Genomic DNA, 25362 nt, shown 5'->3' with positions numbered 1-25362 from the left:
ACGCAAGGCTCTGTAAAAGTAGCGGGCAAAGAGGTAACACAGGCACTTGATTTTGTACGCGGTAAAACGGCGTACTTACCTGAGTCGGCCACGTTATATCCGCATTTAACTGCCCGCGAAAACGTGGCGTATTTTTTATCGCTTGCTGATATTAAAAAAACCGATGAGCAAATTAATGCTGCGTTTAACCGTGTAGCGCTACAGCAAGCTGCATGGGAGCGTCCTATGCAAACGTACTCTAAAGGCATGAGGCAAAAAACCGCGATTGCACTGGCTATTTTACGCCAAGCCCCGATATTTTTACTCGATGAGCCAACATCGGGCCTTGACCCTGTTGCTATTGATGAGTTTAACCAGTTAGTGCGTGAGCTTGCATTAACCGGCGCTACTATTTTAATGGTAACGCACGATGTATACGGCGCATGCCAAGTTGCAAACCGAATTGGTTTATTAAGAGCGGGCGAGCTGGTGGGCGAATTTGACGCGCCTCAAAACGGCCGAATTGATACCGAGCAAGTTCATGCCGCGTTTGCACAAAGAGGCGCGTAATGAGCAAAAATAATTTTTCAAAGGTGGTGATAGTTGCCAAAGATGAGTGGCGCTATTGGCTTCGCTCAAAACTGGCGATGACCGTTTTAGCCATAGGTTTATTACTTACGCTTTCATCGGTGGTGGTTACTGCCATTACAATGCACGAACTTAGCCACACTCGTAATGAATTACAAAGCAATGCAGAGCAAAGCTTTGCTGAGCAGCCCGATCGCCACCCACACAGAATGGTGCATTACGGGCATTACGCTTTTAGAACACCAACCCCTCTGAGCACCCTAGATCCGGGGATTGATGCCTACACAGGTAACTCAATATTTTTAGAAGGGCATAGGCAAAATAGTGCAATGTTTGCCGAGCAGCGCCAAGGCACAGCTTTAACAAAACTTGGCAGCTTAACGCCTGCTTTTATTGTGCAAACATTAGCGCCGTTACTGCTTATTTTAATTGGTTACAGCTCTATTAGCCGTGAGCGCGAATCGCAAACGTTGTCGTATTTATTGGCGCAAGGCACCAAGGGCAGCACGCTTATTGCGGGTAAAGGGCTGGCGCTTTTGTGTGTTGTTGGGTTAATTATTGCGCCATTAGCGGTGTCGGCGTTATTTACGCTTAGCGCGGGTGAGAGCCTTTTAGCAGTTGTTAGTTTTATTGTGGGCTATGCATTGTATTTAAGCGTGTGGGTGTTAGTTGTTTTATTAGCATCGAGCGTGTTTAGTATAAATAGTGGCAGCTTTACAGCGCTTGCGTTTGTGTGGATTTTACTGTGCATTGTTATGCCGCGAGTAGCAAGTACCAGTGCCTCTACGGCTGTGCCATCGGCCGGTAAAATAGAAACCGACTTTGCAGTAAGAGCTGAGCTTAGAAAACTAGGTGATGGCCATAACACCAACGACCCTGCCTTTAATCAATTTAAACAATCTCTGCTAAAAAAATACAACGTAAACAGCATTGATGAGCTACCAGTAAACTTTAGAGGGTTAGTGGCCAGTGAATCAGAGGCTAAACAAACTAAGGTATTAAACCAGTTTGCCGAGCAGCGCATGCAAAGTGAGCTTAAACAAACGCAGGTATCGCGTTACTTTGGTTGGGTATCGCCTATGGTGGCTATTCGCTCGCTGTCGATGATTGTAGTGGGCACAAGCATAGAAACCCATCATCGCTTTTTACGCGAAACCGAACAGCTGCGCTTTGATTTTGTGCAAGGGCTTAACAAAGTACACATTGAAAAGCTTGATTACCAAGTTGATATGAACCGCAACGCCAATACCGAGGCCACTAAAAAAGCGCGCGTAGGATCAGAGAACTGGCAAATACTGCAAAACTTTACCTTTGATGTAGATAGCGCTGATGTTCGCGCGCAAAGAAGTGTACCTGCTTTTTTACAGTTAATACTGTGGATTGTAGTACTTGTAGGCGGTATTAAATTGGTAGGAAAACGTTTGATATGAGTTATTTAATTACACAACTTACACGAGAATGGGGCTTTTTACTGCGTCAAAAGTACCTTGTGGTATTGCTGTTATGTAGCTTTGTTTTATCGGGCTTTGCAATATATAGCGGGCATAGCGAAGTAAGCGCGCAGCAGCAAACAATAGAGCGTTTAAAAGCTGCAGATCAAAGCGATCGCGCTAAAGTGCAGCAAAAGCAAGACGATCCGGGCATGTTGGCTTATTACAGTTTTCATTTAACGTATTCTCAGCCATCTAACCTTGCTTTTGCAGCATTAGGGGAACGCGATATATTCCCGTGGAAACACCGTATTAATTTATTGGCCATAGAGGGGCAAATTTACGAAAGCGATGCACAAAATGGCGAATTGGCACAAGCCGGTAAAATTGATTTTGTATTTGTAATTAGCGCCTTAGCACCACTGGTTATTATTTTGCTATTTCATGACTTATTTGCAAATGAGCGCACCAGCGGCAGGCACGACTTACTTGTTACTACGGCTAAATCGTACTTTGCTTTGTGGGGCGCACGTATAACGGTAAGGTTTTTAGCAGTAATAGTGTGTTTAATGCTGCCATTTTTTATAGGTGCATTTATAGCTGGGGCAAGCGCGTTTGAAATTGCGTATGTATCGCTACTTTGTATTGCATACCTTGCATTTTGGACTGCGCTGAGTGTGTGGTGGGGCAAAAACGCGACTAGTGCGCCGCGCGTAGCCTCTGGCCTAATTGGTTTATGGGTATTATTTGCTTTTATTATTCCTATTTTAGGCGACCTTGCTATAAACAAGTCGGTGCATTCGCCTAAGGGTGGCGACATTATGCTTACTCAGCGTGAGGCGGTAAATGATGCCTGGGATTTACCAAAATCTGCCACTATGCAGCCTTTTATTAAAGAGTACCCAGCACTTGCGCCATACATTGCTATGAGCAGTGAGTTTGAGTGGAAATGGTATTACGCATTTCAGCAAATGGGCGATTTAAAAGCAGCGCCGCTCTCTAAAGCATACCGAGACGCAGCCGCTAAAAAATATGACTTAGCAGGCGTTGTGTCGTGGTTTTCGCCACCGCTATTATTGCAGCGCAGCTTAACGCGAGCCGCCCAAACGGACTCAGTAGCAGCGTATACATACGAGCAGCAAATTCGTGATTATCATCAGCAATTACGTGAGTTTTATTACCCTTGGTTATTTTATAAGGGTAACCCGCCTAAATCAGTTCTCAATAACATGCCACGCTTTGAGGCTATAGCAAAGTAATCCTTACTAGGTGCGCTAAACACCGTTGTTTAGCGCACCTAGTAACAACACCATAATTATAAAATACTTATATTACTAACAAGGTTAACAATGAAAACCAACACAACAGGGCTTAAGCTCACCTATTTAAGTGCGTACCTAGTAAGCTTATTTAGCAGTCAGGCTTTGGCTGCTGAGCAAAACCAGCAAACACACAGTGCTAACACAAACATTGAAAGGCTGTCTGTGGTTGCTACGCGTCAAGCTTACCAAGGTAACTTTAGCCAACTAGAAACTCCACAATCAGAGCTTAAAATTGATTTAGAAGCCCTTGAAAATGCAGGTGCAGTAAGCCTTAACCAAGCGCTTGATTTATCGGCCTCTGTTGCACGCCAAAACAACTTTGGTGGGCTTTGGAATAGTTTTTCGTTACGTGGCTTTGTAGGCGATGAAAACCTACCGAGTAACTACTTAGTAAATGGTTTTAATGCTGGGCGCGGTTTTGGTGGCTCGCGTGATTTGTCGGGTATTGAGTCGGTTGAGGTTTTAAAAGGCCCGCGTGCGGCTTTATTTGGCCGTGGTGAGCCAGGTGGTACAGTCAACCTAGTTACTAAACGCCCAACGTTTGATACGCAAGGTGAAATTAAGCTCTCGGTAGGGAGTTTTGATACTTACCGCGCCGATGTTGATTACACCACGGCGCTTAACGATGACGTTGCAATTAGACTGGTTGGCTTTTACGAAGACGCCGAGAGCTTTAGAGACACCATAGAAACCACTAAACACGGTTTTATTAGCCCGTCAATAGTGTGGAATATTAACGACAGCAGCCAACTTGTTTACGAGCTTGAATACAGCGACCAAGAAGTGCCGTTTGATAGAGGCGTATTAGCCATAGATGGCGAACTTGGGCTTATACCACAAAGTCGCTTTTTAGGTGAGCCGGGCGATGGCCCAATTGAAGCCGATGTACTAGGGCATCAGTTAGAGTACATTCATGACTTTGATGATAACTGGAGCATTTTATTTGGTGCAAACTACCGTGATACCTCTATGGAAGGCTTTGCAACCGAAACCGGTTTTGGCGGCGTAGTTAATGGCGAAGTAAACCGCTTTAGGCGCTACCGCGATTTTGATGCTCAATACCATGTATTGCGTGCAGAGCTAAGCGGAAGTATTGAGCTGGGCGGTTTTGAGCACCGTTTAATTATGGGTGTTGACGCTGATAAATTTGAAAACGATCAATTTATTTTGCGTGTACGGGGCGATCAATACATTAATGTATTTAACCCTGTATACGGCGCGTATGAATTACCAACGCCTACATCTAATACCGACCGCGTAGAGATTCAAGAGTCACTAGGGGTATTTATTCAAGACCAAATAAGCGTTACCGATAAGTTAGATATTCGTATTGGTGCCCGTTTTGATGATTACGAGCAGCGCTTAAATAACCGTTTAGCAGGCACTAATACTAAACAAACGCAGTCGCGCGTGAGCCCGCAGTTTGGTGTGGTGTATGAAGCCGGTGATTATGTATCTGTTTATGCAGCCTATGGCGAAAACTTTCGCCCGCTTTCGGGCACTGATACCAATGGCGATGGTTTTGAGCCAAACCAATCTACCTCTGCTGAGCTAGGTGTAAAATTTACACTTAACGATGGCGCGTTATTTGGTACCGTTGCCGTATTTAAAGTAGATCAAGACAGCATGCTAGTAGTAGATGACCCAACAGCGTTTACCTACGCAGCCATTGGTGAAGCGCAAAGTAAGGGAATAGAAATAGACCTAACGGGTGAGCTTAGCGATAGTTTAGAAATTTGGGCGTCGTATGCGTATGTAGATGCCCAAATAGAAAACTCATTTTTTGATGCTAACTTTGGCTACACAGTAGAGGCCGGCGAGTCACTTTTAAATGTACCAGAGCATCAACTTAGCTTGCAGCTTGTTAAATCGGGCGAGTTATATGGCAATGCAATTAAATTTGGTGGCGGGCTATTATTTGTAGACGAACGCAATGGCTATTTTGGTACCGACTTTAAACTACCCAGTTATACAACCGCGCGTGTATTTGTAAATTACGATGTAACAGACGCGATTGGTGTTACGGCTGAGGTAAATAACCTGTTTGATGAAACGTATTACACAAACTCGTTTGCCGATGCATGGGTACAACCTGGTAAACCACGTAACGTTAAATTTTCTGCCTCTTATAAGTTTTAATTGGTATTTTGCGCTGTAAACGTAAAAAGGTCGCTTAGCTAAAGCGACCTTTTTTATTTGGCGTGTTTGTATTTTTTTAATATTTTAGAGTACTCGCCTGAATTTTTTAACTTTTGCAGCTGTATATTAAAGTCATCACGTAATTTTTTTGATTTAAATAAATAGCCACTAGGGCTTTTACCAAACAGCGCAAAGTGATCTACAGGTTGTGTGCTATCAATACCTTTAAGGGTTGAGCGATAGTAATCAAAACTTTGTTTATCCATTTGAATGACATTAGCCTTATTTGAAAAAAGCATTTTAACTTGAAGAGATTGGTCGTGCACTTCGTAATATTGCGTATTGGCTTTTGCCATTTTTGCATACTCTTCACCTAAATGTATGCCGGCGCTGGGCCACGAGATTAAGCTGTAATGTGTTAAATCTGAAATTTTAGTAAAGTTAAAATGCTTGCTCCTTAGGGCTATCGCAACGTTTTCGTATTCATAGGCTTCATTTGAAATATAACCGCTTAGGAGATTACCGTTTTCTGTGCTTAAGTTTATGTCGGCTAGTATGTCGAGCTTTCCATCTATATACTCTTTAGCGCGGCGAGTATAAGGATAATAGCGTGGCTCTATTTCATACCCTAAAGGCGTTAATGCGGCTTTAATAATATCGAGGGTTAGCCCGCTGTTGGTATGTGACATTACAAAAGGTGGTAGGGTTTCGCCAAAACCTACAACTAATTTTTGTTTAGTAGGCGATGCACAGGCAAAAGAGGATACAAGCAGTGTAGTTATTATAAAAAAGTTTAACTTCATTAGGCTGTTTAAATTAACTTAGCATACTAAAAAGATAGTAACTAAGTGGTTATGTAACAAGTAAATAGCCCATTAAAGTATGATTAAATACCTTTAATGGGCAAGTATTAGGCACAAAAGGTTAAACTTGGCACCGTTTAAAAAGGTGCGTAGCCGTCTGGCGTTGTTTTTGGCGTAGTCCAACGCTCTTTTGCATCAATATCTGTACGTTTTGACCCCGGCGCTGGTATACGGCCATTATCGCCAAAAAGCCATAACACTAGGTTTGTTCTGTCGCCACTGGTTATAGGTTTTGCCGCGTGTGGTACATTGCCTTTGTGGATCATGGCGGAGCCTGGTTTAAAGCTAAGTTGTACAACTTTTGCGTTTACTTGGTCGTAAAAATCAAGTTCTGATCCGCTAAATTCTTCCCCAGGTAAGTTTAAATTAATATTTAATGTTACTGATGATGCATCGGTATGCGGACGAATAGACGCATCTGTACTTGGGTCGTAATAAATAGAAAAACCAAACGTTTGCGTATCGTAACCTATGATCTCAGGAAACAATAAACGTGAAATAGGGCGCATGTATGTATTTAATACTTGGTTATAAAATGCCTGAAAACTAGGAGCAGCTAAATAGCCCTCTGAGCGTTTGTCGAGCATGGCGCCGCGGCGATTTAATACAATACCGTACGGTGGACGCATAGGAATGTTAGCATTCCATACTTTTTCTAGGTAACCACGTAAAACTGCTAGGCGCTCAGGATCAAAAAATTGAAACTGATACACATCAGTCGCTACTTCTTCTAGTAGTGATTTTACTAAATGCTCTTTTGATGGATCTTGCCATGCAGCATTAACGGCTTCACGTAAGTTTTTATCTAGTAATGAATCGTCAAGGGTATAGGTGGTTGTATCTACTTCGGTTTCTTCCCACTCTTTCCAGGCTTGTGTAAGTAGTTGGTCGTTGTTGTACCAAAAATGCTGTACAGAGTGCTCACGATTTAACATGGCCTGTCTTGAAGGTAACGCTAGAGCACGAGCAAGTTGTAATTGGGTGGCAGACATAATGTGTAACTCCAGTTGTTGAATTAGGTTTTATCAATCTAGGAGTGCAATTTATTATATTTATAAAGTTAGATAAATAAGGTGTTTTAGGAAACAGTATCAAAATAATGTTTATAATTAGGGGCGGAATGAATAGAATTAGCTGTTAGCTGTTAGCTGTTAGCTGTTAGCTGTTAGCTGTAATGGGGATGGGTTTGTGTAAACCCATCAAGCGTTTAACTATAGATTTTTAATGTGTGACTCTATCGCCCCAAATTTCTTCTAGGCGGTTATCGCGTCCGCAGCGCCAGCGGTAGGTATTGTAGCGTATGGGGTTATTTTTATAATAATCCTGGTGGTAGCTTTCTTTACCTTTAATTGGGTAAAAAGTGCTGGCATTAAGGATTGGCGTGACCACTGTTTGATTTGGGAATTCTGCTATTACGGCTTGTTTAGTTTGCTCTGCTATTTTGCGCTCTTGCTCGTTAGCTACAAATATGGCGCTTAAATAACTTGGGCCTTTATCGCAAAATTGGCCTTTGGCATCAAAGGGATCAATATTTACCCAAAAATGATCAAGTATGCCTTTGTAGCTTACTACATCAGGGTCGTAAGTAATTTGTACTGCTTCGTAATGACCTTGATGGTTACCATTGTAGGTCGGGTTTTTAATTTTACCGCCGGTAAAACCCGATATAACATCTTTTACGCCTTTGAGCTTTTCAAAGTCGCTTTCCATACACCAAAAACATCCACCGGCTAAAACTGCTTTTTCGGTTTTGGCTGCATGTGAAAAGGTGCTAAACAAAATTGCGGCAGATGTTAATGCAAGCGTAAGTGATTTTTTCATATAATAATCTACCTCTAGTATGAGTTTAAATACATATTCTTAATAGTTAGACCCTTTAACTGTAAAACCTATTTCATTGTTTTTAGTAGGCTAACGTGAATAGCGGAAAAAGTAATATACGTAATGGTTTTTAATTACGGCCATACTTACATTGGGCAACCTCTGTAGCACAATGTTGTATTATTAGAGTGTGTTTATTAAAGTGAAAGCATTGAGATAAAAGTAGCAGGTGTTAAATGAACCAGTTAACCGAAAAATCGATAAGTTGCCCGTATTGCGGCGAAAGCATAGAAGTATTATTAGACGCGGCAGATATTGGCGAGCAATACATAGAAGACTGCCAAGTATGCTGTAAGCCTATTTCGTTTGTTGTTTTTGAAGATGAAGACGAGTTAAAAGTAAATGTATACAGTGAAGACGATACATTTTAATCCTTCGTTACTCTTTATATAGGTGGCTGCACAGTGGCAGCCACTTCCGTTTATACACGGGTGCTAGCTATTATTTTGCTCTCGGGCTAGTTGGTTTGGTAACAGCTCTTCTACTATTTCGCGTGCGGGGAGTGTATAACGTATGCCGTCAAACATTACCGAGGTAAACTCGTTTATATTAGTAATGCCTGTTAGGGTCCAGCCCTCACCACGTTTAGGGCAGTATACGGTTGTGGTAGGTTGAATTACTTTAAAATCGTCGCTCATTATTGCTCTCAATATTGGCTATAAAGATAATACTTGTGAATACGCTATGGTAAGTTAATAATGCTTAACCATAAAGCGCTATTTTAACTCCTGTATAAAATGTTTAAAACAACTCAGCTTGAACGCGTTACATTGCGTTTAATTACCCATAAGCATGCCCCGCAGTTATTTTCTATTTTGAATCACCCGCAAGTGAGCGAATTTAACGACTATCAAACCCCCTTAAGTAAATGCCAAATTAAGCAATTAATACAAGACGATATTACCGCCTATTACGAAGGCGAAGTGATAAGAGTGGCTATTGAACATAATATAAATGGCAAACTTATGGGCACCTGCGGGCTTTATAATTTATCGCTTTGTAAAAGTAGGGCGTTTATTGGGTTTGAGCTTGATCCTATGTATTGGGATAAGGGCATTATGTTTGAGGTAATAACTGGCTTTGTTAAAACACTTAAAGAGGCTATACCGCTTAGTTACTTAGCGGCGCAGGTAAGTGCACATAATGCGCGTTCGCATAACTTATTAGTTAAATTAGGCTTTAGTTTGGGTGAGCATTCTATTTGGTATAAACACGTTTAGGACTGCATTAGTAATGTATTAGTGCTGCATTTACATTATACACGTTAGTAAATTTCATCATAAGAGGAACAAATGCAATATAAAAAATAGCCAATTTGGCTTATAGTTAAGCGTAAGCAAATGAATTTGTTACCCGAGTTTTTAAAACGTGTTCGCTTAACAAGGATTTTATATGCTAGAAAAACTATCTCAAGATGCCCTCGTTATTTGGGCCACTATTGACCCAATAGGGACTATGGCGCTTTTTGCTGCGCTCACTTCTCATTTAACTGATCAACAACGTCGTAAAACTGCCTTTAAAACAGTGCTATATGCAGGTGCTGTGTTACTTGGCTCTATTTTAATAGGGCAGCTTATTTTAAATGCGATGGGTATACGGCTGGTATCGTTTCAGTTAGGGGGCGGGATAATTTTATTTTTGTTTGGCCTACAAATGATATTTGGTAATGATTCAAATAAAGCAAAACAAGACCCAGGGCACGATATTGCAGTGTTTCCGCTTGCTATACCTGCTACTGCCACACCAGGGGCTATTTTAGCCGTTATATTACTTACCGATAATCACATTCACCCAATTACAACCCAAATAGGCACAGCGTTAATTACACTGGCAGTGTTGGGTGTAACCTTAATTTTGTTGTTGCTGTCGGGCAAAATTATAAAGCTTATTGGTATTGGCGGGGCGTCTATTTTAACGCGTGTGATGGGGATGATACTGGCCGCTTTTTCTGTAGAGCTGATAATGACTGCACTTGAAGTTAAGCAGTGGGTAACGCTAGGGCCCTGATCAACCTTAAGGTTTGTTATAAAAAAGGCATGCACTGTATTTATATACAGTGCATGCCTTTTTGCTTATAATCGCTTTAATTAATACTTGTTTGCTAAGGCTAAAAAACTGACTTTACAACGCAATTAACTAAAGCAACAACCATTGCTGGTGGCTTTACAATAAAAGAACACATCATACTAAATTATCGTTAAGTGCTTAACTTAGCTAAGGAGTGAAGAAGAATAAAAGTAGCCAATAAATAGGGGATAATTGGCTACTTAATTTAATAATTTTACCGGTTATTGATTGCTACTTAGTGCGCTTTAGGTTTAACAAGAAGGGCAATAGCTACAACGGCGCTTAAAATACTGCATATTATAAATACGTTATGTTCACCCCCAGGTATGTATTCCATAAACGAGGTAAAAAACTGACCGGAGAACACAGCCATTGTGAAATACGATAAGTTACGTCCGCGTACATTTTCTGGGCTTAGCTCTACGGTCATGTGGTTTAAAAGCGGAATGCTAAAACCAAAGCCAATACCAATTAATAGCGCGCCTAATACTAATATCAATGTACTCGATTGTATAAAGCAAAGGTATGATAAACCAAAGGCAAAAAATGCGATTGCTAATACGTTTTTCTCACTAAGGCGTTTAGTTGCTTTAGGCATAAATCCCGCTGTAAATACCGCAATTAACGATATAAAAGCCAATAGTTGGCCTATTTCTGATTCATTAAAATTTAGTGCGTGCAAGGTAATAGGTAAAAGCACGGTAGATGTAAAAAATATTGTCATAGCTAGGGTTGATACTATATAAACCCCTTTAAGCGTTAATGCGTTTGAATGGCTCTTTTTTATTTGTTGAGTTTGCTCTGTGTTATGGGCGTTTAATTGCTGCTTACGGGGTACAAACATGAGCAACATAGCTAAAAATAGCCAAGCAATTAAATATAAAGCAAGGGGTAATCCCCAATACATTGACGCTAAAACACCGCCTAAAAATAAAAATATAACGCCACCTAGCTCTATCGCCATACCTTGTTTGGCAATCATATTCAGTCGGGCTTCGCCGCTGTACCACGTTGAAATTAATACGGTGCAACTTGCCATCACTATTGCTGTAATACCACCTAATGCAAAACGATTAATAAATACTAAGGTTGGGCCATGTAAAAAGTAAGCACATGCACCCACTAATCCGTATAAAAATAAACCTATTATAAGTAAAGGATATGCGCCGTACTTGTCTATTAATCTTCCGGCTAGTGGGGCAAACACCACCGCACCTAAAGAAGGTAAAGTAATTAATAATACGCTGTTGCTTTGTATGCCTAGGCCATCAGCAATGGTAACTAAACCCGGCGCTAATAGGGTGCCAACCATTATGGTTAAGCTGGCAATGCATAGTAGAGTAAAATTACCGGCGGTTTTGAGTGAACTCATTTTCTCTCCATTAATTTTCGGGTGAATTTGTAAGCATGTTTACAGGCATTATTAATACGCAGCGCACACAGCTTTTATAAAGTGTTATAACAAATAATAGCGATTGTTAACGCATTCAAACATTTAAATTTTTTCATCATTTAACGTTTAAAATAAAAAAGCCCAGCATATAGCTGGGCTTTGTGTGTTGTTATGGTGGGAAGTTAAAACTTGTATCTAAAACCAAATGCAATCCCGTCGTCTTCTGACGCTTCCATTTGTGATTGCTGGTCTTTGTCATCACTTTCAAAGTCGCTAAAATCTTTACGGGCTTCAGCGTAGGCAATGGTGTTTTCGTCAATTAAGTAATGAACACCAATCACAGCAAATTGACGTTTGAATACATCATTAGGATCGGTATTAAAGTTAGGTTGAATAACGTAATCGTCACCGGCATCTAAAATGTTATAAGCCACAAAAGGGCGCACATCGTTATCAAAACGGTACGACATAAATGTTTCTACACCAATAGAGTCTTTAATTAAGCGCCCTAGGTTATCGGTATCGTGGTTTTCGCTTTTATTTATGTTAGCGGCAACGTATAAACCTGGTTTTTCAATGCTGCCCCACATTACACCCGCACCAAAAATTAAGTCTTCAACAGTTTGTGTTGTGCCATCGCCATACGTTACATCAAATTCACCACGGTTTACGCCTGCTGTTAACGTTAGCATGTCGGTTGCGTTATAAGTTACAGAACCACCAAAGGTGTAGTTAAACTCTACTTCTTGAGCTGCGCTGTCGCCATCATTCCACAGGGCTTCACACGCTTCTTCAGAAATATCATCAACATCACAGGTATAAAATTCGCTGTTTTTAAGTTGCGCTTGAACTGCAAAGCTAAAGTCGTTGTAGCTATTACGGTATTGAATTAGTTTATCACCACGGCCAGTACCATTTACTGCACCGTCGTCTTTATTGTATGTGTAAACCCCCGCAGCATTACCATCCCATACAAAGCTGTTATTGGTGCCATAAACTACGTCGTACCACGCACCCCATTGTTTACCAATGGTAATTTGCCCGTACTTTTCGTGCGAAAGGCCAGCATAACCTAAACGGTTATATAAAAACTCATCTTGAATAGATTCAAAGCGGTTGTTGTAAATAATATCGCTACTACCAACAGGGTTTACACCCCATTCAACAAGCGCCAGTGCCGACCAGTCTTTTTTAAGTTGGCGAGTAAAGCCAAAGTTTATACGTGATGTACCATTTACCACTTCGGTTTGGTTTTGCGTATTAATAACGCGCACATCAAGGTAACCACCTACTTTAATAGTGTTCTTTTCATCCTTATAGAGCTCTACTGCTGAAGCAGCTGGCGCGACTACTATGCTTGTTCCTAATAGTAGGGTTACAAAGTTTTTAATCATTTGTGATGCCTTGTGTGTATTAACTTTAAAAAGTGACATTAAATTTAGAAGGCATGAAGACTAGCAAAGCCCTAATGGGCTCAAAAGTGAAAAATAATCAATGAAATTAACCCCAAAAATGAATAAATATTCACTGGAGGTTAATGGTGTTTTTTATCTGTTAAGGGATATGTTTTTTTTGATTAAAAACTACGTAATTAGTGCTGAAAGTAGCGAAAGTAAGTGGGTTTTAAAATGAGTTTTTTTCATGTTGGATAAAAATAAAACGCTAGTGCAAAAACTCTAAAAAGCATTTTATATCATAAATATATACCCAGTTATCTGTTTTTTAAAATGCTTTGCGATAAACAATCGACTTATTAAGTTAAACGGGTTTATTAATGAAAATTTAAACCCTGATATGGCGCACAAATCGCGCTATTATTTTTAGCTAAGCGCATTTTTTTAGTTGAATAAGCATTCACTGGCTTAATCGCGTTTTTAGGCACTATTTGTTAGGCATTAATTTACGCCTTTAATGAGTGGAATAGGGCATAGTTCATACGCTTTCAACCTTAAACTTTCATAGAAAAAAAGCTGTATTTAGTTTAAACTGCGCGCAATTTAAATACATCATGTCCCCTTGGAGGGTAGCGCTATTATTAGTACAGCTAACATCACCATGCAATTTGGTGCTAAACCGTTATTTGAAAACATATCTGCAAAGTTTGGCGAAGGAAACCGTTACGGTTTAATTGGTGCAAACGGCTGTGGTAAATCTACATTTATGAAAATCCTAAGTGGCGAACTAGAGCCCTCTGCAGGTAACGTAAGTACAGATCCAAATGAACGTGTGGCTAAACTAAACCAAGACCAGTTTGCTTACGAAGAATACTCTGTAATTGATACTGTAATCATGGGCCATAAAGAATTATGGGATATTAAACAAGAGCGCGATCGCATTTACTCATTACCAGAGATGAGTGAAGAAGACGGCATGAAAGTAGCCGATTTAGAAACTGAGTTTGCCGAAATGGACGGCTATTCAGCTGAGTCTAAAGCGGGTGAGCTTTTATTAGGGGTAGGTATTTCGACAGAGCAGCATTACGGCCCAATGTCTGAAATAGCACCCGGTTTTAAACTACGTGTGTTACTTGCGCAAGTACTGTTTTCTGACCCTGATATTATGCTACTAGATGAGCCAACCAATAACTTGGACATTTACACCATTAAATGGTTAGAAGATGTGCTTAATCAACGCGACTGCACCATGATCATCATCTCGCATGACCGTCACTTTTTAAACTCAGTATGTACGCACATGGCCGATATTGATTACGGCGAGCTTCGTATTTACCCAGGTAACTACGATGAGTACATGTTTGCAGCAACACAAGCACGTGAGCGCCTATTAAGTGAAAACGCGAAAAAGAAAAGTCAAATTGCTGAACTACAACAGTTTGTATCGCGCTTTTCTGCAAACGCGTCAAAGGCTAAACAAGCAACGTCACGTGCAAAACGTATTGATAAAATTCAGCTAGAAGAAGTAAAAGCCTCTTCTCGCCAATCGCCGTTTATTCGCTTTGAGCAAGAAAAACAGCTATTTCGTAATGCATTAGAAATGACCAACCTAAGCCAAGGTTTTGAAGACAATACGCTATTTTCAAATTTAGAAGGCTTAGTAGAAGTAGGCGAGCGCATTGCTATTATCGGTGAAAACGGTGTAGGTAAAACAACCTTACTTAATACGCTTGCTGGGCGTTTAGCACCTAAGTCGGGCGAGTTTAAGTGGTCTGAAAATGCCAATATTGGTTACTACGCGCAAGATCATGCTGACGAGTTTGAAAAAGACATGAACTTGTTTGAGTGGATGGAGCAATGGCAACAAGAAGGCGACGACGAGCAAGTGGTTCGTGGCTTTTTAGGACGCATGTTGTTTTCGCAAAACGATATTAAAAAGTCTGTAAAGGTTATTTCGGGTGGTGAACAAGGCCGTATGTTATTTGGTAAAATTATGATGCATAAACCAAATATACTGTTAATGGATGAGCCAACAAACCACATGGATATGGAGTCTATCGAGGCGTTAAACCTTGCACTAGAAGCCTACGAAGGCACATTATTGTTTGTATCGCACGATCGCCAGTTTGTATCATCGGTTGCTACCCGTATTTGGGAGATAAAAGACGGCCAGGTGATCGACTTTAGAGGCAACTACAGCGAATACCTAGCAAGCAAAGAAGTATAAGCACTTTGTAACTGCAACCCTTTAAAAGCCATGTTTAAACATGGCTTTTTTTGTTTTTGTGAGTCGCAATTAAACTTGGTTTGGGTATAATACCCGCCTAAAACCGGACATAAGTCCGCTATTTTTAAAATACATTACTGAGGAGTATTTATGACTGTTGGCATTATTATGGGTTCTAAATCAGATTGGCCAACCATGGAACACGCAGCGCTCATGCTCGAAAAATTTGGTATTGAGTACGAAACAAAAGTGGTCTCTGCGCACCGCACTCCTCAACTTCTTGCAGATTATGCAAATTCAGCCGCAGATCGTGGCATAAAAGTGATTATTGCTGGCGCCGGTGGTGCTGCGCATTTACCGGGTATGGCAGCGGCATTTACATCGCTTCCTGTGCTTGGTGTACCGGTTAAATCTAAAGCTTTAAACGGTGTAGATTCATTGTTATCTATTTGCCAAATGCCAAAAGGCGTAGCCGTGGGTACACTAGCAATTGGTGAGCCAGGCGCTGCTAACGCAGGTTTACTTGCTGCACAAATTTTAGGGTGCCAAAACCCAGAAATTTTTGCAAAAATTGAAGCATTTCGTAAAGAGCAAACCGAGACTATTTTAGCTAACCCTAATCCTGCAGAGTAAAAATGAAAATTTTAATTTTAGGTGCCGGCCAACTTGCGCGAATGATGAGCCTAGCAGGCGCCCCCCTTAATTTAAATGTGGTTGCGTACGACGTAGGCAGCCAAAAAATTATGCATCCGCTAACCGGTGAAATTTACACAACCACACTTGAGCAGGCAATTAGTGACGCTGATGCGATTACCGCAGAGTTTGAGCATATTCCCGATGATGTACTTACACTGTGCTGCAACAGTAATAAATTTTACCCAGGTAAAGCTGCCATTAAAACCGGTGGCGACCGCGCATTAGAAAAAGCGCTACTAGATAAAACAAACGTAGCGTGTGCGCCGTATCAACTAATCACAGAAAAAGCGCATTTAGAATTAGCGGTTAAAACCCTAGGTAAACCGCTGGTTATTAAAACGTGCCAAGCAGGGTACGATGGTAAAGGGCAGTGGCGTTTAAAATCAGATGACCAAATAGAGCAAATTTGGTCAGAAATGGCTGATTTTATTGCCTCTGGCACACAGGATGCGCCACACAGCATTATTGCTGAAAAAATGATCCCGTTTGACCGTGAAGTCTCTATTATTGGTGCACGCGATAAGCACGGTAATGTGGCCATTTACCCAATTACTGAAAACGAGCACACCAACGGCGTGCTTACTTTGTCGATTGCGGGTAAAAATAACACGCTGGTTGAGCAGCAGGCCCATAGTGCATTTACAAAAATTGCCAACGAGCTTAATTATGTTGGCGTACTTGCCATTGAGTTTTTTGATGTAAACGGCACTTTACTGGTTAACGAAATTGCGCCGCGAGTTCATAACTCAGGGCACTGGACACAGCAAGGCTGCCATTGTTCGCAGTTCGAAAACCACATGCGAGCTGTAGCGGGTTTACCGCTAGGTAATACAGAGCTTAAGCATATTACCGCTATGGTTAATGTGCTGGGCCAAGGATGTATTCCTACCGAGGTTTTAACAGTCAGTGATGTAACCAGCCACTGGTACGGAAAAACGGCTAAACCTGGGCGTAAAATGGGGCATATTAATGTATCTGCAGATAACATTAATAAACTTGCCGATAAGCTTGGGCAACTTACCGATTACTTACCTGAGCAAGAGTACCCCGGCATTTTAAAAGCTGCTACTGCACTTATGCTTAGTGAGTAAAGGCTGCAATTAACTAATTAAATACCGGCTTAAGCCGGTATTTTTTTGTCATAAAAATAGGTATTAATTGTGTAATACTGGTAAAGTCTATTTTTTAATTTTTTGAAGTAAAAAAATGAAACTAAACATACTTTATGGCGCATTAGCCATTGCCGCTTCATTTAGTTTAAATGCTACAGCCAGCCAGAGCCTTCGTATTGCCACCTTTAATGTGAGTATGGATGCAACTAATCACACGCCAAAAGGCGAGCAAGTAAACCCCGATGCGCTAGTTAATGCACTAAAATCAAACCACCAGCAAATAAAAAATATAGCCGAAATAATTCAGCGTGTTCGCCCTGACATTATTTTATTAAACGAGTTTGACTACGTACCCAAAGCGCAAGGTATAGATTATTTTAAACGCCAGTTTTTAAATGTAAGCCAAAATAAACAAGCCCCCATTGATTACCCATACAGTTTTATTGCCCCTGTAAATACAGGCCTTGCTACTGAGTTTGACCTTGATAACAACGGTAAAAAAACCGCTGTAATGGGCGATGCGCAAGGTTTTGGTTTTTTTGAAGGCCATTACGCAATGGCTATTTTATCTAAATACCCCATTAACCTTGAGAAACTGCGCACTCTTCAAACGTTTAAATATAAAGATATGCCTAATGCGCAAATGCCAGTAGACCCAAAAACAAAAGAGAATTGGTATAACACGCAAGAATGGCAGGCGCTTAGGCTTAGCTCTAAATCGTTTTGGGATGTACCTGTTGTAGTAAACAATAAAACGGTGCATGTGCTTGCCTCGCACCCAACCCCGCCGGTGTTTGATGGCGACGAAGACAGAAACGGCAAACGTAATCATGACGAAGTTAGGTTAATTGCCGATTATGTTGCTAATAAAGCCTATATTTACGACGATAACGGCCAAAAAGGCGGATTAAAAGCAAACTCTCGGTTTGTTATTTTAGGTGACTTAAACGCCGCGCCTGAAGGGGATAAAGCACGGGTTGAAACCACCAATCAAATTTTAAATAACCCACTTATAAATTCGCAATTTATACCGCAAAGCGCCGGTGCTAAAGAGCAATACCCGCAGTCATACGCAAAGCACTTTACCGCTAACTGGCAAGCGCGTGTAGATTATGTTTTACCATCTACCTATGGGTTTAAAATACACGATGGCGGGGTGTTTTGGCCTACTAAAAACAGCGAGCAATATAGATTAATAAAAGATAGAAACGCATCGAGCGATCACCGATTGGTGTGGCTCGATTTGCTAATAGAGTAAACTCATCTTTACCGTGAAAATGTGTTATTTATCTTAAAAAATTGCAATAACTCAAGTGCTTCTGCTTAAATACGGCTCAATTATAATAACCGTATAGAAGCACTATGATTTTTAACCTATCGTCATCAAAAACATTAGTAGCGCTTGCTGTAACCTCTAGCATTATGCTTGCAGGTTGTAGTGCTACCGCTAATACCTCTTCATCACAGCAAAGCGCTTTACCAGCAACTCCCGTTGCTGCGGTTGTAAACACACCTGCTGATACTGGCTCGCAAAATATTACGCTAGAACAAGCCATGGCAAATCCTGATTGGATAGGCAACCAGCCTAAAAATGCGTACTGGGCAAGTGATTCAGCCACCATTATTTATGCTCAAAAGCAGCAAGGCAGTAACCTAAACGATATTTATAGCCAGCCAATTAACAGCAAAAAAGCGATGCAAGTATCACTTGATAAACTGCATACTGTAGGTGCTTCTAAAGCGGTTTATTCACAAGATAGAACACTTCAAGCTTATACGTTTAAAGGCAATGTATTTGTTAAAAACCTAACAACGGGTGAACTTAAACAAATAACAGCCACCTCAGCTAATGAGTCTAAACCACAGTTTTTAAACAATGGCGATTTAGTTTACCGCCAAGGTAATGTGTTTTTTAAAGTTGATTTAAAAACTGGGCTAAGTACAGAGCTTGCTAACTTAAAATTAGCCGATGAGCCAAAAGGCTTACAAGAGCCAACTAGTTACATAGCAAAAGAGCAGCATAAACTGATTGAGTTTGTGGCGCTGCAACATAAAAACAAACAGGATACACAAACACGCAATGAGCAAATAAACGCGCAAAATAGCTCCATTGCTAACACCGCTTTTTATTTAGGTGATGGCAATGTAATTAAAGAAGCGCAACTATCGCCAAACGGTGATGCTTTAATTGTTGTGCTGCAAAAGCAGCAATCGTGGCGTGATAAAGGCGATATTATGCCTAACTACATCACCGATGATGCCACTATTGAGCCTAAAAAAGTGCGCCGTCGTGTGGCTGATGCAAAAGAGCAAACATCATCTGTGATACACATTAACCTTGTAGATAAAACACAAACGCCACTGAGCTTTGATACGCTACCGGGCTTTGATGAAGATGTTTTAGCCGAGGTTAAAAAAGAAAACTACGCGCGTGATGGTAAAACGTATAAATCTAAAAAAGCGCCACGCGGTATTAACTTAATTACTAATTGGGGTTTAAACCAAGCCCCCATAGTGTGGAACGATGACGGCACGCAAGTTGCCATTATGCTAGAGGCGTGGGATAACAAAGACCGCTGGATAGCCACAATCGACTTTGATAAAAACGAGCTTGTGTCGCAGCACCGCCTGCATGATGATGCTTGGATAGCTTACGCGTTTAACAATTTTGGCTGGTTACATAATTCAAACACCCTGTATTACTTATCAGAAGAGTCGGGCTATAGTCAGCTTTACAAAAAACCGCTTAACGGCAAAGCAACCGCTTTAACTAGTGGCCAGTTTGAAGTATCGGACATTACGTTAACTCATGATAATAGCGCTATTTATTACAAAGCAAACGTAGAGCTCCCAGGCCTTTACGAAATTTACCGTGTTAATCCACAAACAGGTAAAAACGAGCAAGTAACTGACCTTAACGGTATGACCGACTACACGTTAAGCCCAGACGAAAGTAAATTACTGCTTAAGCACTCTAAAATAACAATGCCAACAGAGCTTTTTGTTGCCGATGCTAAAGCAAACACCACAGCGACACAGCTCACCCATACGGTGTCGGATGAATTTTTAGCTAAAAAGCTCACCGCACCTAAAATTGTTGCTGTACCATCTAGCCACACAGAGCAACCTATTTATGCCAAGGTGTATTACCCAAGTGACTATGTAGAAGGTGAAACAGGCAAAACCCGTAAAGCGGTTATTTTTAACCACGGAGCAGGGTACTTACAAAACTCACACATGGGTTGGTCTGTGTATTTTCGTGAGTTTATGTTTCATTCATTACTTGCCGATGAAGGTTACATAGTGATGGACATGGATTACCGCGCTTCTAAAGGTTATGGCCGCGATTGGCGTACTGCGATTTATCGCCAAATGGGTACACCTGAAACGCAAGATTTAGCAGATGGCGTTAAATGGATGGCGCAAAACGCAAATGTTGATACCAACGCAGTAGGCACATACGGTGGCTCATACGGCGGGTTTATGACCTTTATGGCGCTTTTTACTGCCCCTGAGCTATTTCAATCGGGGGCAGCACTTCGTCCAGTAACCGATTGGGCGCATTACAATACCGCTTACACGGCTAATATTTTAAATCACCCAGATGTAGATCCCATTGCGTATGAGCGCAGCTCGCCAATTTATTACGCAGAGGGCTTAAACAAGCGCTTATTAATTAACGCACCTATGGTTGACGATAACGTGTTTTTTCAAGACTCAGTACGTTTAGTACAGCGATTAATTGAACTTGAAAAGCAAAACTTTGAAACGGCTATCTTCCCGGTAGAGCCGCATGGCTTTGTACAGCCATCAAGCTGGTTAGATGAATACCGCCGTATTCATAAATTATTTAAAGAAACACTTTAATCTTAAATTTTTAAATTAGAGTATAAAAACAAAAACGCCGCGTTAACTAACGCGGCGTTTTTATTAATATTTAAAAGCTTAATCGCTATTTTTTAAGTATTTAATTGCTAAAGGGATGGCAAGTAATGTGCCGCCCACTGCGCCAATTAAGTGCGCATCAATGGCAACGGTTGAATCAATTAATTGGCCAATACTGGCATCGGGGCCGTTTACTTGCTCCATTATTATTTTTATCCACACACCTATAAATAATAAATAACCCGATTTAAGCGATAGGGTAATGTCTTTTACCGCTCCCCAAATAATGACACCATGCAATAGGGCGCTTAACCCCGTGTATATAGATATAGCAGGGCAAAACCATAATACGCCGAGCCCACACCACAGTGCTAAAAAACACACATTAAAGGCATAACGCGCAGGCGACGTGTATTCGCCATGCAGCAACCAAATTAAAAATATGCCTAATGCGTTTAATCCTAAATGCGCCCAGTTAGCATGTACGAATTGACTGGTAAACACTCGCCAAACTTCGCCGTTTTCAATGAGCGCTCGGTTAAATTCAAGTAAATTATTTAAATCAAATGCAGCAAAAACAATACTAAAAAGCATCAAAAATAATGGCGGAAGTAAATAACGAGGTTGTAGCGGTAAATTAAGCATTTTATTATGTTTTTTTAGTCAAAATTTTTGCATATTGTGCCCGTTTAACTTTAAGATGCCAAATACAACTACGTAATTAAGTGTTTTTAGTATTTTTATGCATTTTAAACTTAAGTCATTATTTACTATTGGTTTGTTTGCAGTAACGCTGCCAACAATAGCAAAAGAACCTGCAAAATTAGAAATTCGCGAGCCAGAAGCCACCACCTCAATTGTACAAAAACAATTAGTAACTGGTGATCAATACATGGTGGCCGCGGCCAACCCGTATGCCTCACAAGCTGGACAACAGATTTTAGCTAAAGGCGGAAGCGCGGTAGATGCGGCAATTGCAACGCAATTAGTACTTACCTTAGTTGAGCCACAATCATCGGGCATTGGTGGTGGTACATTTATGATGTACTACAACAAAGCCGATAACCTACTTACAAGCTTTGATGGCCGTGAAACCGCGCCACAAAATGCTGACGAAAATCTGTTTTTAGATAAACACGGTAAAGCCGTTAAGTGGATTGAAGCAGTTGTTGGCGGTCGCTCTGTGGGTGTGCCAGGTATTTTGCATGCCTTTGCAAGTGCACATCAACAATACGGTAAACTTGCGTGGAGCGAGTTATTTAAACCCGCTATTAAACTTGCCGAGCAGGGCTTTGAAGTGTCGCCTCGTTTACACGGTTTATTGGCACGCCAATTAAACCCAGGTGTAATGAGTATGCCGGTGATTAACGAGTACTTTTACCCTAATGGCGAATTAATTAAAGCCGGTACGATTAAAAAAAATCAGCCCTTAGCTAATTTATACAAAGACATTGCTAAACAAGGCATTGATGCATTTTATAAAGGCGATAACGCTAAGCAAATGGTAAACGCAGTGCAAAATTCAAAAATTGCACCGGGTACATTAAGCGAATCAGACCTGGCTAATTACAAAAGTAAGCAACGCGACGCAGTATGTATTAAATACCGTGCTTATAATGTGTGCTCTATGGCCCCACCGAGCAGTGGTGGTGTAGCGGTATTACAAATTTTGGGCTTGCTTGAACACAAAGACATGAGCGCGCTTAAACCTAATAGCGAAGAGGCAATTCATTACTTTAGCCAAGCCTCACGCATAGCATTTGCTGATCGTAATATGTACATGGGCGACCCAGATTTTACACAAGTGCCTACCAAAGAGCTGTTAAATAAAAAGTACATTGCATCGCGCGCCACGCTTATTACTGAGCAAGACACAAAAGCAGTAGCAGGTAATCCGGTAGGCTACTTAAGCTACGCAAAAGATGATTCTTTTGAACTGCCATCAACATCGCATGTATCCATTGTAGATAGCTTTGGTAATGCCGTATCAATGACCAGTTCAATTGAAATGGCATTTGGCTCAACTGTGATGGTTAATGGCTTTATTTTAAATAACCAATTAACCGATTTTGCGCTTTCGCCACGCATTGACGGCAAATTAGTAGCTAACCGCGTTGAGGCGGGCAAACGCCCACGCAGCTCTATGTCGCCGGTAATGGTGTTTAACAACGACGGCAGCTTACGCTTAGTGGTTGGCTCGCCAGGTGGCAGCCGTATCATTGATTACGTAGCGCAAGTGGTTATTGGTGTACTGGATTGGAACTTATCGGCGCAAGAGGCGATTAACCTGCCAAGAACCACCAATCGTAACGATTACACGAGCCTTGAAAAAGGCACTGCGCTTGAAGCCATAGCCCCACAATTAACTAAACGCGGCCATGCGGTGCGCGTACTTGATTTAAACTCTGGCTTACATGCCGTAGAGGTTAAAAACAATAAATTGTATGGCGGTGCCGATCCGCGCCGTGAAGGGGTTGCTTTGTCGGATTTAACTGACAAAAACGCCACTATCAAATTTTAATTTATGTATAATAGCCATGCAGGCAGTGAAGCCTGCATGTGTTTTCTCTCAATGGTCTGACAAGCTTAATTGTCATTGCAATTTAACCTTTTACAATGATAATGGCAGATCATAACTTAAGACTCCGTTAAAGCCTGGAAATATGACAACTAATACTGATCCTAACTACCTTTATATTCCTTACTCTGGCCCTGGCCTAATTGAAACTCCGCTTTTAAACAAAGGCAGCGCGTTTAGTAAAAAAGAACGCGAAAACTTTAACCTTGCGGGTTTGCTTCCTCCACGTTTTGAAACAATTGAAGAGCAGGTTGAGCGTTGTTATCAGCAGTATTCAAGCTTTAACGATAACTTAAACAAGCATATTTACTTGCGTGCCATTCAAGATAACAACGAAACACTTTACTACCGTTTAGTGCGTGATCATCTTGAAGAAATGATGCCAATTATTTACACGCCAACGGTTGGTGATGCCTGTGAAAAATTCTCAGATATTTACCGCAGTGCACGTGGCTTATTTATTTCTTACGAAGATCGCTATCAAATTGACGACATTCTACGTAACGCCACCAAAGGCAAAGTAAAAGTAATTGTAGTTACCGATGGCGAACGTATTTTAGGCCTAGGCGATCAGGGTATTGGTGGCATGGGTATTCCTATTGGTAAGTTATCACTTTACACAGCGTGTGGTGGCATTAGCCCAGCGTACACATTACCTGTAATGCTTGATGTAGGTACTAACAACGAAAAACTTCTTAATGATCCTATGTACATGGGCGCGCGTCATAAGCGTATTGCGCAAGATGAGTACGATGAGTTTTTAGACTTGTTCATTAAAGCGGTTAAACGTCGCTGGCCAAATGTATTACTGCAGTTTGAAGATTTTGCACAGCCAAATGCTATGCCATTACTTAAACGCTACCGTAACGAAATTTGTAGCTTTAACGATGACATTCAAGGTACTGCAGCAGTAACTGTAGGCTCTTTATTAGCTGCGTGTCGTGTTAAAGGCTCAACCCTTAGCGAGCAAAAAGTGGTATTTGTTGGCGCAGGCTCAGCCGGTTGTGGTATTGCTGAGCAAATTATTAGCCAAATGGTGTTTGAAGGTATTAGCGAAGCACAAGCGCGCAGCCAAGTATTTATGGTTGACCGTTTTGGCCTACTCACTGAAGGCATGGAAGGCTTACGCGATTTCCAACAAGCACTAGCGCAACCACAAGCTGCATTAAGCGACTGGACTTACAGCGGCGAATACGCTTCATTATTAGATGTAATGCACTGTGCAGCACCTGATATTTTAATTGGTGTATCGGGTCAACCGGGTTTATTTACCGAGCAAGTTATCCGCGCTATGCACTCAGGCTGTGAGCAGCCGATTATTTTCCCATTAAGTAATCCATCTAAGCAGGTTGAAGCACACCCAGCTGATGTTATTAAATGGACTGAAGGTAAAGCACTTGTAGCAACGGGTAGCCCATTTGAGCCAGTAGAGTTTAATGGTGAAGTGTTCCCAATTCCACAGTGTAACAACAGTTATATTTTCCCAGGTATTGGCCTAGGTGTAATTGCAGCAAAAGCAACACGCATTACCGATGCAATGCTGAGTATGTCGAGCGAAATGCTTGCTGAGTCATCACCACGTGCAAATACCGGTAAAGGCAGCTTATTACCTGCACTGACTGAAATTGAAACGTTAAGTAAGCGTATTGCATTTGCAGTGGCTAAAAAAGCAATTGAAGAGGGCGTAGCTCTTGAGATTAGCGACGATGCACTGTGGGCTGCTATTGATAGAAATTACTGGTTACCTAAATACCGTAACTACAAACGTTGTAGCATTTAATTACGCTAAGTAACGTAAAGTAAATAAG

Annotated in this window: 21 protein-coding genes; 14 read left to right on the top strand and 7 right to left on the bottom strand. The window is 41.2% G+C overall.

Translation table 11 applies throughout. From position 1 onward, the window contains the following. The 4 genes from PSH54_RS18005 to PSH54_RS17990 all read left to right on the top strand — a co-directional run. A partial coding sequence (locus PSH54_RS18005; protein WP_273606761.1) for an ATP-binding cassette domain-containing protein occupies window positions 1-549 on the top strand: 549 nt, incomplete at its 5' end. After that, window positions 549-1997: an ABC transporter permease gene (locus PSH54_RS18000; RefSeq protein ID WP_273606760.1), complete on the top strand. Its 1449-nt coding sequence runs from the start codon at window positions 549-551 to the stop codon at window positions 1995-1997. The genes PSH54_RS18005 and PSH54_RS18000, both read left to right, overlap by 1 nt. After that, a complete protein-coding gene (locus tag PSH54_RS17995; protein WP_273606759.1) occupies window positions 1994-3256 on the top strand; it encodes a DUF3526 domain-containing protein in 1263 nt (420 codons plus the stop codon). The genes PSH54_RS18000 and PSH54_RS17995 overlap by 4 nt, the downstream gene beginning before the upstream one ends. A 90-nt stretch (window positions 3257-3346) precedes the next feature. Next, a complete protein-coding gene (locus tag PSH54_RS17990; protein ID WP_273606758.1) occupies window positions 3347-5458 on the top strand; it encodes a TonB-dependent siderophore receptor in 2112 nt (703 codons plus the stop codon). Window positions 5459-5511: 53 nt separating this feature from the next. On the opposite strand, the gene PSH54_RS17985 is transcribed toward PSH54_RS17990, so the two are convergent. The 3 genes from PSH54_RS17985 to msrA all read right to left on the bottom strand — a co-directional run bounded on the left by PSH54_RS17985 (window position 5512) and on the right by msrA (window position 8142). Then, window positions 5512-6261 (bottom strand): substrate-binding periplasmic protein, encoded by a 750-nt coding sequence (locus tag PSH54_RS17985; protein WP_024033597.1) that lies wholly within the window; start codon window positions 6259-6261, stop codon window positions 5512-5514. 137 nt (window positions 6262-6398) lie between these two features. Next, on the bottom strand, window positions 6399-7313 hold the full coding sequence (locus PSH54_RS17980; protein WP_273606757.1) for a 2OG-Fe(II) oxygenase family protein: 915 nt from the start codon (window positions 7311-7313) through the stop codon (window positions 6399-6401). 229 nt (window positions 7314-7542) lie between these two features. Continuing rightward, window positions 7543-8142 (bottom strand): peptide-methionine (S)-S-oxide reductase MsrA, encoded by a 600-nt coding sequence (msrA, locus tag PSH54_RS17975; RefSeq protein ID WP_054982523.1) that lies wholly within the window; start codon window positions 8140-8142, stop codon window positions 7543-7545. Window positions 8143-8378: 236 nt separating this feature from the next. Between msrA and PSH54_RS17970 the strand changes: the two genes are divergently transcribed. Continuing rightward, complete coding sequence (locus PSH54_RS17970; protein ID WP_004586615.1) at window positions 8379-8573, top strand: CPXCG motif-containing cysteine-rich protein; 195 nt, start codon at window positions 8379-8381, stop codon at window positions 8571-8573. A 63-nt stretch (window positions 8574-8636) separates the two neighbouring features. Here the strand turns inward: PSH54_RS17970 and PSH54_RS17965 are convergent, their stop codons facing one another. Then, window positions 8637-8840 carry a hypothetical protein gene (locus PSH54_RS17965; protein ID WP_248530862.1) on the bottom strand — a complete coding sequence of 68 codons (204 nt, stop codon included), beginning with the start codon at window positions 8838-8840 and terminating at the stop codon, window positions 8637-8639. A gap of 99 nt (window positions 8841-8939) precedes the next feature. Between PSH54_RS17965 and PSH54_RS17960 the strand changes: the two genes are divergently transcribed. Further along, window positions 8940-9422 (top strand): GNAT family N-acetyltransferase, encoded by a 483-nt coding sequence (locus PSH54_RS17960; RefSeq protein WP_273606756.1) that lies wholly within the window; start codon window positions 8940-8942, stop codon window positions 9420-9422. Window positions 9423-9594: 172 nt separating this feature from the next. After that, a complete protein-coding gene (locus PSH54_RS17955) occupies window positions 9595-10209 on the top strand; it encodes a MarC family protein (protein WP_004586612.1) in 615 nt (204 codons plus the stop codon). A 295-nt stretch (window positions 10210-10504) separates the two neighbouring features. On the opposite strand, the gene PSH54_RS17950 is transcribed toward PSH54_RS17955, so the two are convergent. After that, complete coding sequence (locus PSH54_RS17950; RefSeq protein WP_273606755.1) at window positions 10505-11641, bottom strand: MFS transporter; 1137 nt, start codon at window positions 11639-11641, stop codon at window positions 10505-10507. Window positions 11642-11844: 203 nt separating this feature from the next. Beyond that, the gene (locus tag PSH54_RS17945; protein WP_248452144.1) at window positions 11845-13056 is read right to left on the bottom strand and encodes a porin; all 1212 of its coding nucleotides are present in this window, start codon (window positions 13054-13056) and stop codon (window positions 11845-11847) included. Window positions 13057-13693: 637 nt separating this feature from the next. Between PSH54_RS17945 and PSH54_RS17940 the strand changes: the two genes are divergently transcribed. From PSH54_RS17940 to PSH54_RS17920, 5 genes are all read left to right on the top strand, one after another. Beyond that, the gene (locus PSH54_RS17940; protein WP_083901794.1) at window positions 13694-15283 is read left to right on the top strand and encodes an ABC-F family ATPase; all 1590 of its coding nucleotides are present in this window, start codon (window positions 13694-13696) and stop codon (window positions 15281-15283) included. Between the two features lie 150 nt (window positions 15284-15433). Beyond that, window positions 15434-15916, top strand: coding sequence for a 5-(carboxyamino)imidazole ribonucleotide mutase (purE, locus tag PSH54_RS17935; RefSeq protein ID WP_024033606.1), 483 nt, complete (start codon window positions 15434-15436; stop codon window positions 15914-15916). 2 nt (window positions 15917-15918) lie between these two features. Beyond that, on the top strand, window positions 15919-17070 hold the full coding sequence (locus PSH54_RS17930) for a 5-(carboxyamino)imidazole ribonucleotide synthase (RefSeq protein ID WP_273606754.1): 1152 nt from the start codon (window positions 15919-15921) through the stop codon (window positions 17068-17070). Window positions 17071-17185: 115 nt separating this feature from the next. After that, window positions 17186-18349 carry an endonuclease/exonuclease/phosphatase family protein gene (locus tag PSH54_RS17925; RefSeq protein ID WP_273606753.1) on the top strand — a complete coding sequence of 388 codons (1164 nt, stop codon included), beginning with the start codon at window positions 17186-17188 and terminating at the stop codon, window positions 18347-18349. A gap of 104 nt (window positions 18350-18453) precedes the next feature. Continuing rightward, the gene (locus PSH54_RS17920) at window positions 18454-20958 is read left to right on the top strand and encodes a S9 family peptidase (RefSeq protein ID WP_273606752.1); all 2505 of its coding nucleotides are present in this window, start codon (window positions 18454-18456) and stop codon (window positions 20956-20958) included. Between the two features lie 78 nt (window positions 20959-21036). Here the strand turns inward: PSH54_RS17920 and rrtA are convergent, their stop codons facing one another. Continuing rightward, window positions 21037-21621: a rhombosortase gene (gene rrtA / locus PSH54_RS17915; RefSeq protein WP_273606751.1), complete on the bottom strand. Its 585-nt coding sequence runs from the start codon at window positions 21619-21621 to the stop codon at window positions 21037-21039. Window positions 21622-21718: 97 nt separating this feature from the next. On the opposite strand from rrtA, the gene ggt reads away from it, so the two are divergent. Together ggt and PSH54_RS17905 are read left to right on the top strand one after the other, a co-directional pair. After that, window positions 21719-23497 carry a gamma-glutamyltransferase gene (gene ggt, locus PSH54_RS17910; RefSeq protein WP_273606750.1) on the top strand — a complete coding sequence of 593 codons (1779 nt, stop codon included), beginning with the start codon at window positions 21719-21721 and terminating at the stop codon, window positions 23495-23497. 142 nt (window positions 23498-23639) lie between these two features. Continuing rightward, window positions 23640-25334, top strand: coding sequence for an NAD-dependent malic enzyme (locus PSH54_RS17905; protein ID WP_273606749.1), 1695 nt, complete (start codon window positions 23640-23642; stop codon window positions 25332-25334). The last annotated feature ends 28 nt before the right edge of the window (window positions 25335-25362 follow it).

Source organism: Pseudoalteromonas sp. Angola-30 (assembly GCF_028599215.1).
GTDB lineage: Bacteria > Pseudomonadota > Gammaproteobacteria > Enterobacterales > Alteromonadaceae > Pseudoalteromonas > Pseudoalteromonas atlantica.
This window is presented reverse-complemented; position numbering and strand designations above follow the sequence as displayed.